The 13,888-nt window shown below is 72.0% G+C and carries 11 protein-coding genes; 5 read left to right on the forward strand and 6 right to left on the reverse strand.

Features of this window, described 5'->3' with window-relative positions:
* Positions 1-12: 12 nt before the first annotated feature.
* From CP980_RS06110 to CP980_RS06120, 3 genes are all read right to left on the reverse strand, one after another.
* A complete protein-coding gene (locus tag CP980_RS06110; protein ID WP_150492906.1) occupies positions 13-2,112 on the reverse strand; it encodes an MDR family MFS transporter in 2,100 nt (699 codons plus the stop codon).
* A gap of 36 nt (positions 2,113-2,148) precedes the next feature.
* Positions 2,149-3,504, reverse strand: a complete 1,356-nt coding sequence (locus CP980_RS06115; protein WP_165937372.1) for a 6-phospho-beta-glucosidase — start codon at positions 3,502-3,504, stop codon at positions 2,149-2,151.
* 107 nt (positions 3,505-3,611) lie between these two features.
* Positions 3,612-4,484, reverse strand: a complete 873-nt coding sequence (locus CP980_RS06120; RefSeq protein ID WP_150492908.1) for an MmyB family transcriptional regulator — start codon at positions 4,482-4,484, stop codon at positions 3,612-3,614.
* A 336-nt stretch (positions 4,485-4,820) separates the two neighbouring features.
* Between CP980_RS06120 and CP980_RS06125 the strand changes: the two genes are divergently transcribed.
* From CP980_RS06125 to CP980_RS06135, 3 genes are all read left to right on the forward strand, one after another.
* Complete coding sequence (locus CP980_RS06125) at positions 4,821-5,486, forward strand: helix-turn-helix domain-containing protein (protein WP_099888745.1); 666 nt, start codon at positions 4,821-4,823, stop codon at positions 5,484-5,486.
* A gap of 67 nt (positions 5,487-5,553) precedes the next feature.
* Complete coding sequence (locus CP980_RS06130) at positions 5,554-6,111, forward strand: toxin-antitoxin system, toxin component (protein ID WP_165937371.1); 558 nt, start codon at positions 5,554-5,556, stop codon at positions 6,109-6,111.
* Complete coding sequence (locus tag CP980_RS06135) at positions 6,108-7,295, forward strand: MAB_1171c family putative transporter (RefSeq protein ID WP_150492910.1); 1,188 nt, start codon at positions 6,108-6,110, stop codon at positions 7,293-7,295. The genes CP980_RS06130 and CP980_RS06135 overlap by 4 nt, the downstream gene beginning before the upstream one ends.
* A gap of 29 nt (positions 7,296-7,324) precedes the next feature.
* Here the strand turns inward: CP980_RS06135 and CP980_RS06140 are convergent, their stop codons facing one another.
* Together CP980_RS06140 and CP980_RS35515 are read right to left on the reverse strand one after the other, a co-directional pair.
* Positions 7,325-8,104 carry a bestrophin-like domain gene (locus CP980_RS06140; RefSeq protein ID WP_150492912.1) on the reverse strand — a complete coding sequence of 260 codons (780 nt, stop codon included), beginning with the start codon at positions 8,102-8,104 and terminating at the stop codon, positions 7,325-7,327.
* Between the two features lie 76 nt (positions 8,105-8,180).
* Positions 8,181-8,735, reverse strand: a complete 555-nt coding sequence (locus tag CP980_RS35515; RefSeq protein ID WP_189998447.1) for a hypothetical protein — start codon at positions 8,733-8,735, stop codon at positions 8,181-8,183.
* A gap of 215 nt (positions 8,736-8,950) precedes the next feature.
* Between CP980_RS35515 and CP980_RS06150 the strand changes: the two genes are divergently transcribed.
* Positions 8,951-10,570 carry a YfcC family protein gene (locus CP980_RS06150; protein ID WP_150492914.1) on the forward strand — a complete coding sequence of 540 codons (1,620 nt, stop codon included), beginning with the start codon at positions 8,951-8,953 and terminating at the stop codon, positions 10,568-10,570.
* Between the two features lie 54 nt (positions 10,571-10,624).
* Here CP980_RS06150 and metG read toward each other — a convergent pair whose 3' ends face one another.
* Positions 10,625-12,340, reverse strand: a complete 1,716-nt coding sequence (gene metG / locus CP980_RS06155; RefSeq protein WP_150492916.1) for a methionine--tRNA ligase — start codon at positions 12,338-12,340, stop codon at positions 10,625-10,627.
* 490 nt (positions 12,341-12,830) lie between these two features.
* Between metG and CP980_RS06160 the strand changes: the two genes are divergently transcribed.
* A complete protein-coding gene (locus CP980_RS06160) occupies positions 12,831-13,478 on the forward strand; it encodes an RNA polymerase sigma factor (RefSeq protein WP_229906825.1) in 648 nt (215 codons plus the stop codon).
* Positions 13,479-13,888: the final 410 nt, after the last annotated feature.

The raw sequence follows: 13,888 nt of genomic DNA on the forward strand, positions 1-13,888 counted from the left end.
CCCCCTCGCGGGTCACACCCCCGCCGGGGCCTTCTGCGCGAAGTAGCCCTCGCCCAGGTCCTCCGCCAGCAGCCGCTTCGCGATCGCGTCGGCCGCCGCCCGGAGTTCCTCGCTCCGCGGCCGGCCGCGGTCCTTCTCCAGCTGGTCCCCGAGCCAGTCGCCCCACGCCTTGGAGAGCGTCGCCGCCTCCCGCTGCCCCGCCGGCGTGAGCGTGAAGAAGGATCCCTCCCGGCTCACGTACCCCTCCTGCTCCATCCGGTCGAAGACCGGCACCAGGACCTCGGGCGGCAGGGCGCGGCGCGAGGCGATGAGCCCGAGGCTCGCGTGGCCGACCGTCCGGGTCATGATCTCCACCTGCATCACCGCCCACGCGCCCGCGATGTCCAGCCGGGTGTCGGAGCCGTTCACGATCGCCCGCGCCGTCTCCGGCCCCATGTTCCGTACGAGCTTGCCGACCGCCAGCTCCAGCAGCTTGGCCGAATCCCCGGAGGCCGTGGCCGGGGAGGCGAAGCCGTCGCCCATGTCCGTCGAGGCCGCGCGGGCGGAGTCCCGCAGGTGGACCTGTTTGAGGTAGAGCGCGACGACGAAGCCGACCCCGGCCACCGGCACGGTCCACAGGAACACCGTGTGCAGGGCGTGTGTGTACGCCTCGATGACGGGGGCGGCCGCCGCCGGGTCGAGCCCGTGCACCCCCTGCGGGCTCTGGGCCGCCTTCGCCAGCTGCGCCGGATCGGCCCCCGTCGCCCGGGCGGCCTGCGCCACCGCCTTCTCCAGCTCGGGGCCCAGGGTGTTGGCGTAGATGGTCCCGAACACAGCTGTGCCGAACGAGCTTCCGAGCGTACGGAAGAACGTGACGCCTGATGTGGCGGTGCCGAGGTCGGCGTAGTCCACGGTGTTCTGGACGGCGATCGTCAGGACCTGCATGCACAGGCCGATCCCCGCGCCGAGCACGAACATGTACAGCGATTCCAGCCAGGCGCCGGTCTGCGGGCCCATCCGCGACAGCAGGTACAGCCCGATGCCCATCACGGCGCTGCCGACGATCGGGAAGATCCGGTAGCGGCCCGTCTTGCTGGTGACGTTGCCGCTGAAGACCGAGGCGATGAGCAGGCCGATGACCAGCGGCAGGGTCCGCACGCCCGACACCGTGGCCGAATCCCCGTCGACGTACTGGAGGTAGGTCGGCAGGAAGGTCATCGCGCCGAGCATCGCGAAGCCGACGACGAAGCTGAGGACGGAGCAGACGGTGAAGACGGGGTTGCGGAACAGCCGCATCGGCAGCATCGGTTCGACGGCGCGGACCTCGGCGAGGCAGAAGAGGGCGAGGGCTACCGCGCCGCCCGCGAACAGACCGATGATCACGGCCGAGTTCCAGGCGTACTCGTTGCCGCCCCAGCTCGTGCCGAGGATGAGCGCGCTCGATCCGATCGCGACGAGGACGATGCCCAGGTAGTCGATGACGGGCCTGCCCTCGACCCGCACCGTGGGGATCGTGCGCGCCGCCGCGATGACCACCAGGATCGCGATGGGGACGTTGACGTAGAAGCACCAGCGCCAGGACAGGTGGTCGGTGAACAGGCCGCCCAGCAGCGGGCCGATGACGGTCGCGACGCCGAAGACGGCGCCGATGGCGCCCTGGTACTTGCCCCGTTCGCGCAGGGGCACCACGTCGGCGATCAGGGCCATGGCGGTGACCATCAGCCCGCCCGCGCCGACGCCCTGCACGCCCCGCCACAGGATCAGCAGGGACATGTTGCTCGCCAGCCCGCACAGGAAGGAGCCGGTGATGAAGACGACCGCCGATATCTGGAAGATGAGTTTCCGGCCGAACATGTCGCCGAACTTTCCCACCAGCACGGTCGCGACGGTCTCCGCGAGCAGGTAGGAGGTGACCACCCAGGACATGTGGTCGCCGCCGCCGAGATCGGCCACGATCGTGGGCAGCGCCGTGCCCACGATCGTCTGGTCGAGCGCGGCGAGCAGCACGCCCAGCATGATCGTCCCGAAGATGACGTTGCGCGTCCGCCGGTCCGGCAGGGGCGGCGCCGCGGCGGGGACGACGGGGGCAGTGGTCACACTCCGGACTCTCACAGCACGCCCGCGCCCCCGCATCCGGCACGGGGCCGAACGGATGACGCTCCGCCGGGATCAGCGCAGGTGGGCCAGGCCCGGATGCTCGGCCGCGTACCCGTCGAGCAGCCGGCGCGCCACCCCGACCGAGTCCACCAGCGGGTGCAGCGCGAAGGCCTTGACGGCGTCCGGCCGGGAGCCGCTCGCGGCGGCCGCGAGGACGGCCCGCTCCACCGCCTTGACGGAGGTCACCAGGCCCACCGCGTGCAGCGGCAGCGGATCGACGGCCACCGGGTGCGCGCCGTTCGCGTCGACCAGGCAGGGCACCTCGATGACCGCCTGCGCGTCCAGCACGGACAGCACGCCGCGGTTGCGGACGTTGAGGATCAGCGTGGCCCGCTCGTCGCGCGCGATGGCCCGCATCAGTGCGAGCGCCACCTTCTCGTACCCGCCGGACTCCAGATCGCTCGCGTCGCGTTCGCCCGTGCCCGCCGCCTCGCGGTTCTCGGCCATGTACGTGGCCTCCCGCTCGGCCCGCGTACGGTCCCAGGCGGCCAGGGCCGCTCCGGGCGCCAGGTCCGCGCGGCCCGCCTGGGCGTAGAACCCGCGCTGCTGGTCGCGCAGGAAGGCCCCGCGGGTCTGCCCGGCCTGCGCGTAGGCCCGTACGGTGTCGCGGTTGAAGTAGTAGTAGTGCAGGTACTCGTTGGGGATCGCGCCGAGCGAGCGCAGCCACTCGGCCCCGAACAGCCGGCCCTCCTCGAAGGACTCCAGGGCCCCGGTGTCGGCCAGCAGCCGCGGCAGTTCGTCGCGGCCCGCGATGCGCAGCCCGCGGACCCAGCCCAGGTGGTTGAGGCCGACGTAGTCGATCCAGGCCTCCTCGGGGCGGGCGCCGAGCAGCCGGGCGAGGCGCCGGCCGAGCCCCACCGGGGAGTCGCAGATCCCGATCACGCGGTCGCCGAGCTCCTCGGCCATGGCCTCGGTGACCAGCCCGGCCGGGTTGGTGAAGTTGATGACCCAGGCCTCGGGGGCGGTACGGGCCACCCTGCGGGCGATCTCCCGGGCGACCGGCACCGTCCGCAGCCCGTACGCGATCCCGCCCGCGCCGACCGTCTCCTGGCCCAGCACTCCCTCGGCCAGCGCGACCCGCTCGTCGGCGGCGCGGCCTTCGAGCCCGCCGACGCGGATGGCGGAGAAGACGAAGTCGGCTCCGCGCAGGGCCTCGTCGAGGTCGCGGGCGGCGGTGACGGCCGGGGCGTCGGCCGCCCCGGAGGCGGCCGCCTGGTCGGCGAGCACCCGGGCCATGGCGCCGAGCCGGGCGGGGTCCTCGTCGTACAGGGTCACGTGGGTGACCCGGCCCTCGGCGTGGTCGCCGAGGAGTGCTCCGTAGACGAGCGGTACCCGGAATCCGCCCCCGCCGAGGATGGTCAGCCGCACGCCCTACCGCCCTTCGCCCGTGCCACGATCGGTGCCACGATCCGTGACACCCGCTCCCGCGGCACGGGATCGACCCGTGATGGAGGTCCCAGTGTCCCCCGCGGCGGCTAGTCGTCCAGCGACGGCACGGCGCGCAGCCGGGGTCCCCGGTGGAGGGGCGCGGCGGCGCCGTCCCGGACCGGGCCCGTCGCCGCGCCCTGCGGCGCGGACAGGATCATGGTGATCCGGGTGAGGCCCATGCCGTCGAGCATCCGGCTGGATTCGGCCACCATCCGGCAGCGCACGTGCCCCCAGCGCGGATCCCAGTGGCGTACGGTCCGCACGGCCCCGTCGCGCTCGGCCGCGTCCGCCCCGTGGGTGCTCAGCCAGTGCGGCACCCCGTAGCGGTAGGCCGCCTCCATGAACGGATCGCGGGCCACCTCCTGGCGGATGGAGGTGAGGCCCTCGTCGTCCGGGGCCGCGGCGAGCGCGGCGGCGAACTGGGCCAGCAGCGGTACGCACCAGGCCGGTTCGTGGTCCTCCAGCACGGCGGCGGCGTCCGGGTGGAACAGCACGAAGCGCAGGAAGTTGTCGTCCGGGAGGGCGGTCGGGTGGGGGCGCACCGACTGGAAGAGCTTGTCGAACGCCGAGTTGGTGAGCGCCACGTCCCAGCGGTGGTCCACCAGGAAGCTCGGGTAGGGCACGGACTCCATGAGCGCCGCGTAGTCGCACAGGTAGTCGCGCTGGGCGGGGTCCTGGGGCAGCCGGCTCTCCTCGGCCGCCCGCCAGGTCGGCGGCGGGTCGCGGTCGACCATGACGCGGAAGAGCCAGAAGCACTGCCGCTCGCTCATCTCCAAGGCCTCGGCCAGGGCGAGCAGTTTGCGGTCGGTCCATTCCTTGACCAGGCCGCGTTCCCAGTTGCCGTAGGCGCGGACGCTGATGCGCAGCCGGGCGGCGAGGTCTTCCTGGCTCAGGCCCAGTTCCTCGCGCCGCTGGCGCAAAATCTCCTTGCGTCGCTCCGACCGCACTGCGCCGCGTGCGGACTCGTCGCCCGCAAGGCGCTCCTCGACGACTCGGGCAAGCCCGTCGGACGGGCCCACCGCTGCGAGATGTGGCACCGAGAGCTCCCCCTCTTCACGGTCTGGATCTTCAATTTCCTCTGGCGATCCTGCTACCGACTTCATTCGAGTGTCAACTATCGTGGCAATTCCAGCCTCTTGACAGCTCATTCCCGCCACAGCTGTGGCAAGTTCTGGCCCTGCGACGGCTCCTCGGCTAGATTCCAAAAGCCGACCATGTGCCCGTACCGACCCCGCCGCGATCTAGGAGAACCACTGGTGACAGACGGCTTCCCGGCTCCCGTCGCGGTGGCCAACGCGCCCCTGGCAGCCACCGTCACGCGCGTCGCCGAACTCGCGGGCAAGATGGGCCGCGACCTGAACAAGGTCTTCGACCTGCGCCGCCTGTCCGAGGCTTCCGGCGTCCCCGCCGACGTGGTCCGTTCCCTGCTGGACGGCCGGCCCGTCGTCGAGCCCTGCCTGCAGACGCGCTTCCTCCAGCGCCTCGACCTGCTCCGGCGCACCCGGCTGAAACCGAACGGACGCCGCTACACGCAGCAGGAGATCGCGGACGGCGCCGGAATGTCGCGCCAGCAGGCCGGCGCCCTGATCAACGGCGACCGTCGGCCCACCATGGAGCACTGCGACGCGATCCAGCGCTTCTTCGGCGTCCACGCCGGCTTCCTCACCGCGCACGACGCCGAGGCCCTCACCGACGCCCTCCTGCGGACCGAGCAGCAGCTGCTCCAGGACTACGCGGTCCGGACGCGCGAAACCGTACCCGCCCCGGCCGCTTCGACCGGCGATCCGCTGGCAAGACTCCTCCAGAACCACGGTGTCCGCGGCATCGCCTGGCGCGCGGCCCAACTGCCCAGCGACAAACACCGGGACAAGGTGACCGAGTGGCTGGACATGCTTCTCGAAAGCGTCAAACCGAATGAATGATGACCCGGTCGAGAGTCTGGGTCTGATCCTTGAGTCCTGATCCGGATCCGCGCCGACGGGGAGAACGGTGAGCATAGGCAGAGAGCAGCGCCGGTTGTGCGGCGAACTGGTGGCCGGGCTCCGGCTGACGGCGCCCGCGGAACCCGTGGACCTCTACGCCGCCCTCTGCGAGGGCATGAGCAGACACCGCGGCCGCCGGGTGGACTTCCGGATGGCCTCGTTCCCGCCGGGGACGGCCAGCGGCCTGTGGCTCGACATGGCGGACCGCGATCTGGTGGTCATCGAGGAACGCACGGCACCCGACCACCAGTTGGTCATCCTGGGCCACGAGCTGTGGCACATGAAGGCCGGCCACTGCAGCCACCACGTCGACGGCGCCGCCGTCGCCGCCCGGCTGCTGTCCGACGGGGCCGACCTCGGCGAGACCGTCCGCAGCGTCGCCGCGCGCACGCGGGCCGACGTCTCGGAGGAGACCGAGGCGGAGACGTTCGGTTTACTGCTGGGCAGCAGGTGCCGGACCTGGCTCGCCGGGTCCGGGGGCCACCGGGCGCCCGCACAGCGTGATCAGTTGGCGGGCCGCATCGAGGCCTCGCTCGGATACCGGGGGCACAGGAACGACCGTTGAACGGCCAGGACTACTACATACCGGCAGCCGCCCTCGCGGTCTCCCTCGCCTTCAAGCTGCCGGCGCTACGGCACAACTGGCGCGATCCGCTCCTGCGGTCGGTCTGCGCCCTGCTGGTCCTGGCCGGATCGGTGTTCACCTTCGCCGCCCCGCCCACCATCGAGGCGGTCAACGAGTGGACCGGCATCACCAACGTCTCCGCCCCGCTCGTCTACTGTCTGATCACCCTCTTCAGCGCCGCCTGCCTGGTGCTGATCGTGAACTGGCGCGGCGGCCCTCCCGAGGAGACCCGGCGCATCTCGCGCCGCTGGATGACCGGCTACGCCGCGGTCGTCGTGGTGCTGGTGGTGCTCTTCGCCCTCGGCGACACCCCGGTCGAGCGACTGCGGGACTTCGACACGTACTACGCCAACACCCCGTACATCCAGCAGATGATCGCCCTCTACCTGACGGCGCACCTGGTGGCGGCCGTCGTGATGGTGGCCATGTGCTGGCGCTGGTCCCTCCAGGTGCACGGCTGGCTGCGGATCGGCCTGATGATCATCGTCTCGGGCTACGTCTTCAACCTCAGCTACGACGCCACCAAGATCTCGGCGGTCGTCGCCCGCTGGGCCGGCCACGACCTCGACGACCTGAGCACCTACATCGCCCCGCCGCTCGCCTCCGTCGGCGCGCTGATCAGCGCGATCGGTTTCGTCCTGCCCCTGCTGTGCCAGCGGCTGTCGGACAGCTGGCAGACCTGGACGACGTACCGCCGCCTCGGCGCGCTGTGGCACGAGGTGCAGATCGGCGCCCCCAGTGGGACGCACGTCGTGCAGATGTCCTGGTGGGCCCCTGCGGAACTGCGGGTGATCCAGCGCGAGTCGGACATCCACGACGGCTTCCTGCACCTCGGCCCGTACTTCGACCCGGACCGCCGCGAGGACGCCTACGCACGGGCCCTGGCGGCGGGGGCGGAGGAGGAGACGGCGCGGGCGGTCGCCGACGCGGCGATGGTCGCGGCCGCCGTCCAGGCCCGGTCGGCGGACCCCGAGGGCGCGGTCATCGGGGCGAGCGAGGAGAGCGTCCTCGACACCCTCGGGGGACCGCGCGACCTCGTCGGGATCTCGCACGCGCTGCGGCATTCGCCGGTGGTGGCGGCCGTACGGCGGCAGATGGCGCTGTCGGGGCGCGAACCGGCCTGATCCGGCCCGCCCGCGCCCCGGGGAGGGGGTCAGCGCCCGGCCGCGGCCAGCGCCACCTTCGGGAACAGGTCCTGGAACGGACCGGCGGAATCGATTCCCTCCCGGCCGTAGGGTGCGTCGAAGCTCCACACCATGAACAGCAGGAACACGATCAGCGCGCTGAACAGCCCCGCCAGCAGCAGTTCCCGCCCGGACCGGCGGATCTGCAGGGTGAAGATCAGCCCCACCGTGACCACCCCGCCGACCAGCAGCCCGAACCACACCACGCCCGGCAGGGTCGACTCGTCGGCCTGCATGCGCGAGTGCCGGGCGTCGTCGGCGGCCGCGATGTGGTCCAGCAGCGGCTGGTAGGCCTGTGCCTGGAGCTCGTTCGCCGGGCTCTGGTGGGTGACGTCGGTGCGCAGCTTCCCGAGCAGGTCGCCGCCCTGGGCCGAGGCGCCCTGGCCCGAGGTGAGCAGCGGCCAGTCCACGGCGACGGTGTGGGAGACGTACGCGTCGACCTCGCCCCGGATGCGGTCGCGGACGGGGACGGGGTAGACGTCGGCGCGCTGGGCGACCTCGTACAGCGACTGGGCCTCGCGGCGCACGCTGTCCTCGGCGGCGCCGCGCGCCTCCCAGACGCCGGCGATGGCCAGGCCGAGCACGATCGCGTAGACCACGCCCACCATCATCGTCATGTACTCGATGACGTCGGGGGTTTCGCTGGTGTCCTCGTCCTCCGCGACCCGGCGGTGCCGGAGCAGGGTGCAGGCGAGGACGAGGGCGCAGACGAGCGCCATGGCGACGGCCAGGACCAGCCATTCGGACACGAGGGTTCTCCCGTTGACGGTTCGGTGGATCGGTGGATCGGTGGATCGGCGCGGAAGGGCCGGCCGGGGCCGCGGCTCAGCTGCGGCCGCTCCTGGAACGCGGCCGCAGCGCGGCGGCGGCGAGGACGGCCGGGGTGGTGACGACGACCATGAGCATCACGGTGGACATACCGCCCGGGGTGCGCCGCTCCAGGGCGATCGAGTGGTACGGGCGCACGTGGAAGGAGCTCACGGGCGCGGCCACGGCTGCGGCCCGGGGCGGAGCCGGGGTCGCGGCCGGCGCCGGCTCCGCGACGGCCGCGGGCTCCGGCGCGGCCGGCGCCGGCTCCGCCCGCCCGGCGGCGGCCTTCGCCGTCGGCGGGGGAGCCGTCCCGGCGGCCCGGGCGGCCGGTGCGGGCCCCCGCCCCGGGTGGTGCACCGTCGGCCGCTCGGCGCCGGGCACGGGGATCCGTACCGGGGGCAGCACGGCGGGCGGCTTCGGCTGCCCGCCCCGCACGCAGACGTCGAGCCGGGCTCCGTGCCCGCGCAGGGGCTCGGGGCCCGTGCCGTCGTCCGCGACCGCCACATGGCCGTACAGCGGGCAGAGCGCCGCCACCATGCCTGCCCCGGCGAGGTACTGCCAAGCCGTCACCGCGCGTCCTCCCGTTGTGAGGGTTTCGGCTGAAGAAACGATCACAACGGCGGTTCGATACGCCGCAGACGCGTCAAGATCTTCGGCGGAAGGGCTACTTCAAGCCACCGACGCCGAAACCGCGCACCGGCCCTCCGCATACGGGCTCCGGCCACCCGCAGGACCGTTCACCCGCGCGGCCCATCCCGCCACGGCGCCCGCCACCGCCCCGCCCCATGATCGGAGCAGCGGATCCGCAGCCCGGCGGCGCGCACGACCCGACCGGCCGCAGACCGGCCCGGCCCGGAGGGAGGTTCTCGGTGACGACGCCGCCCACCGCGCCCCCGCTCCCCGGGGCTCAGGAGCCGCCGCCGGCGAAGAAGTTCGCCTTCCCGAGCGCGCTGACGATCCTGGCCCTGGTCACCGTCGCGGTCTGGGCGCTGGGGTTCCTCGTCCCGGCCGGCCAGTACGACCGCGACGAGGACGGCGCGCCCATCTCCGGGACGTACCACCGGGTCGAGGGGACGCAGAGCTTCACCGACCGGCTGAACGACCTGTTCCTCTCCCCCGTCAACGGCTTGTACGGCATCCAGGACCTCAGGACCCACGAGGTCGGCCCGAGCCTGACCGGGGCCCTCTACGGCAGCGCGGGCGTGTTCCTCTTCGTGCTCGCGATGGGCGCGTTCATCACGGTCGTCTTCGCCACCGGAGCGCTCGACCGCGGCATCGCCCTCCTCGCCCACCGGCTGCGCGAGCGCGGCGCGCTGCTCATCGCCGCCGTGATGCTGGCCTTCTCCGTCCTCGGCACGGTGGAGGGCTTCGCCGAGGAGACCCTCGGCTTCTACGGGCTGCTGGTACCGATGATGCTGGCCCTCGGCTACGACCGGCTGGTCGCCGCCGGCTCCGCGATCCTGGGGGCGGGCATCGGGGTGCTGTGCTCCACCGTGAACCCCTTCGCCACCGGCGTGGCCTCCTCGGCGGCCGGCATCTCGCTGGGCGACGGCATCGCGCTGCGCTTCGCGATGTGGCTGGTGCTCACGCCCGTCACGATCCTCTACGTCGTGCGCTACGCACGGCGCGTCCAGAGGGACCCGGCGCGGTCCCTGTGCGGTTTCCTGCCGGGCGACCGGGAGCAGAAGGCGACGGCGGCCGATGCGGTGGAGCCGGAACTGACCCGCCTGCACAAGACGGTGCTGTTCCTGCTCGTCCTCGTCTTCGCCTTCATGATCTTCTCGGTGGTTCCCTGGTCCGGTGCGCTGACCGGCAGGGCGGACGCGGTCCCGTACGTCTGGGAGCTGGACTGGTCCTTCCCGCAGCTGGCCGCCCTCTTCATGTGCGCGGCGGTGCTGGTGGGCCTGGTGGCACGGCTCGGAGAGGCGAAGCTGAGCTCCACGATCATCCAGGGCGCCGCCGACTTCATCTCCCCGGCGCTGGTCATCATGCTGGCGCGCGGGGTCACCGTCATCATGAACAACTCGAAGATCACGGACACGGTCCTGCACTCCATCGAGGGGGTGGTCACGGGCACGTCGTCCGGGCTGTTCGCGGTGATCGTGTTCCTGGTGAACCTCCCGCTGGCCTTCCTGATCCCCTCCACCTCCGGCCACGCCACGCTGGCCATGCCCATCCTGGCCCCGCTCGCGGACTTCGCGGGGGTCTCGCGGGCCGTGGTGGTCACGGCCTGGCAGGCGGCGAGCGGCTGGATGAACCTCTGGGTCCCGACCACGGCCGTGACGATCGGCGGCGTGGCCCTGGCCAAGGTCGGCTACGACAGGTACCTGCGCTTCGTCTGGCCGCTGCTGGCCATCCTGCTGGTCCTGATCTGCGGCTTCCTGGTCCTCGGCGCCACGGTCTGACGAACGACGAAGGGGCGCGACCCCGGAAGGTCGCGCCCCTTCGCCGAGCGGAGGTCAGCCTGCCTCGGTGCCGCCGAAGCGCTCGCGGTAGGACTGGAGGTCCTCCTCGGCGATGCGCGCGAAGAGCACCGGGGGCACGGTGAACGGCGTACCGGCCGGGACCGCGTCCAGGGACTTGGCCTGCTCCGGGCTGATCCACGTCGCCGTGTCGCCGGCCAGCTCGAACGAGGAGCGCATGGTGCGCGCCGAGGCCGGGATGAACGGCTCCGAGACCACCGAGTAGAGGTGGATCAGGTTCATGGCGGTGCGCAGGGTGAGCGCTGCGCCGTCCAGGTCGGTCTTGACCTCCAGCCAGGGGGCCTTCTCGTCGAGGTAGGCGTTGCCGGCCGACCACAGGGCGCGCAGCGCGGCCGCGGCCTTGCGGTACTGGAGGGAGTCCATGTGGCCCTCGTACTCGGCCAGCAGCTCGGCGATCTGCTCGCCCAGCCTGGCCTCGGCCTCGCCGGCCGGGCTGCCCGCCGGGACCTCGTCGCCGAACTTCTTGCGCGAGAAGGTCAGCACGCGGTTGACGAAGTTGCCGAGGGTGCCGCCGAGGTCCTTGTTGACCGTGGTGGTGAAGTGCTCCCACGTGAAGGAGGAGTCGTCGGACTCGGGCGCGTTCGCGATGAGGAAGTAGCGCCAGAAGTCCGCCGGGAGGGTCTCCAGCGCCTGGTCGGTGAAGACGCCGCGCTTCTGCGAGGTGGAGAACTTGCCGCCGTAGTACGTCAGCCAGTTGAAGGCCTTGACGTAGTCGACCTTCTTCCACGGCTCGCGGGTGCCGATCTCGGTGGCCGGGAACATCACCGTGTGGAACGGGACGTTGTCCTTGGCCATGAACTGCGTGTAGCGCACGTCCTCGGCCTCGTACCACCACGCCTTGTAGTCGCGGTTCGCCGGGTCGGCGTCCGCCCACTCCTTGGTGGCGGCGATGTACTCGATCGGCGCGTCGAACCAGACGTAGAAGACCTTGCCCTCGGCGGCCAGTTCGGGCCAGGTGTCGGCCGGCACCGGCACGCCCCAGTCCAGGTCGCGGGTGATGGCGCGGTCGTGCAGGCCCTCGGTCAGCCACTTGCGGGCGATGGAGGAGGCCAGCTGCGGCCACTCCTCCTCGTGCTCCGCCACCCAGGCCTCGACCTCGACCTGGAGCTTGGACTGGAGGAGGAAGAGGTGCTTGGTCTCGCGGACCTCCAGCTCGGTGGAGCCGGAGATCGCCGAGCGGGGCTCGATCAGGTCCGTGGGGTCCAGGACTCGGGTGCAGTTCTCGCACTGGTCGCCGCGGGCCTTGTCGTAGCCGCAGTGCGGGCAGGTGCCCTCGACGTAGCGGTCCGGCAGGAAGCGGCCGTCGACCGGCGAGTAGACCTGCCGGATCGCGCGCTCCTCGATGAAGCCGTTCAGCTGCAGCTGCCGCGCGAAGTGCTGGGTGATCTCGGCGTTCTGCTGCGAGGAGCTGCGGCCGAAGTAGTCGAAGGACAGCTCGAAGCCGTCGTAGACCGCCTTCTGGGCGTCGTGGGCCTGCGCGCAGAACTCGGCGACCGAGAGGCCGGCCTCCTTCGCGGCGAGCTCGGCGGGGGTGCCGTGCTCGTCGGTGGCGCAGATGTACAGGACGTCGTGGCCGCGCTGGCGGAGGTACCGGGAGTACACATCCGCCGGAAGCATCGACCCGACCATGTTGCCCAGGTGCTTGATCCCGTTGATGTAGGGAAGCGCGCTGGTGATCAGGTGTCGAGCCATCCTCGGATGCTCCATTTCATATATGCGGTGACAACGTGACGTGACGGATTGTGATGCGGTTCATCGTATCGAACCGCTGAAAGGCCACGTGCCGCATTTTCGTGGGGTGGACGTCGGTGGGTGTCACGCAAAAGCGAGGGTGGTGACCTCTGCGTCACGGCCCTCGCAAGGGGCCCATGCTACAGCCGGAGCGGATCACCGCGGACACCGGTCCGCGGGGCGTGCGCCGGTGCACGGCGGCCCGGCTTGGCGCCGGCATATGCGTACGCAATGACCGGGCGCGCGTGTGGTCGAAGTCGGTCATCGACCGATCATGACCGAACGTAATCCCTCGACGTCTCTCTTCTGTGTTCCCCCAGGGCTTCCGCGCTGCCAGGCTGTCCGCGCACAGGGGACGAGGTGAGGTGGAACGGTGAGCGATGGCGGACCAGAGGAGTCCGGTGGGGCCGTGGGACTGCCGCTGCCCAGCCGACGGCGGCGGCCGACGCCCATGAGCCAGTGGGACCCGACGGCACGCCTGTCGTACTGGGCCTTCCACGCGAACCGGCGGCCCTCGTACATGCGTTTCGCGTACTTGCAGCTGGGCTCCGACGCGGCTGCCGAGGACGCGGTCGACGCCGCCTTCGACTCGATCATGAACGAGTGGTTACGCATGCTCCACATGGACCGTCTCGACGCCTACGCCTGGACCATCCTCAAACAGCGCCTGGTCGACCGGCAGCGGCGCGGCGGGCGCGGCGCCTGGCCGCCCGGACCCACCGCGCCCCGGCCCATGGACATCAGCGCCTTCGAGGCCGCCCTCAAGGAGGCCCGCGCCGATCAGCAGTGCGAGGCGCTGACCGACACCATCCGCTTCTACTCCGCCGTCTCCCGCCTCGCCGAGCGCCAGCGCGACGCCGTGCTGCTGCGCTACGGGCTCCAGTGCACCCCCGGGGAGGCCGCCTCGGTGATGGGCGTCGACGAGGCCACCGTCCGCTCGCAGCTCGGCCAGGCCCACCGGCGGCTCGCGCGGATGCTCGACGCCTCGGCCGAGGCGGCGGACGCGGCGGGCCCCGCCGACCCGGCGCACCCGGCGCACCCCGCGGACCCTGCCGACCCGGCGGACCGCGCCGGCCCGGCCGAAGCACCCGAGTCATGAGGCGCCGCGAGGGCAAGGAGGAGCGCGCGGGCGAGGCCGGCCGCCGTTCCCTGGCCGAGTTCCTGATCCGGGCCGGCGTCCGCGACCGCTACCCGCACTACGACCTGGGCGCGGCCGAAGCCCGCCTGCTGCGCGCCTCCCGGGGGCGCTCCGCCGCGTCCCCCTCCCGCCACCGGGCCGGCGCGTACGGGTGGAGCGATCCCGCGCGGGACTGCCCGCTCGACTCCGAACGGGCCCGGCGCGACCTCAAGGCCGTCTGCCTGGCCGCCGTCTGCGCCCCGAAGGCGGAGGCACAGCTCGCCGCGTTCGCCGAGAGCGGGCACACCGATCTGGCCGGGGCCGTGGTCTTCGGCTGCCTGCTGCACCTGGCCGGGCTGCGCGAAGGCGCCCGCTTCTGGTGGCAGTTCGCC

The sequence above is a fragment of the Streptomyces vinaceus genome (assembly GCF_008704935.1).
Classification (GTDB): domain Bacteria; phylum Actinomycetota; class Actinomycetes; order Streptomycetales; family Streptomycetaceae; genus Streptomyces; species Streptomyces vinaceus.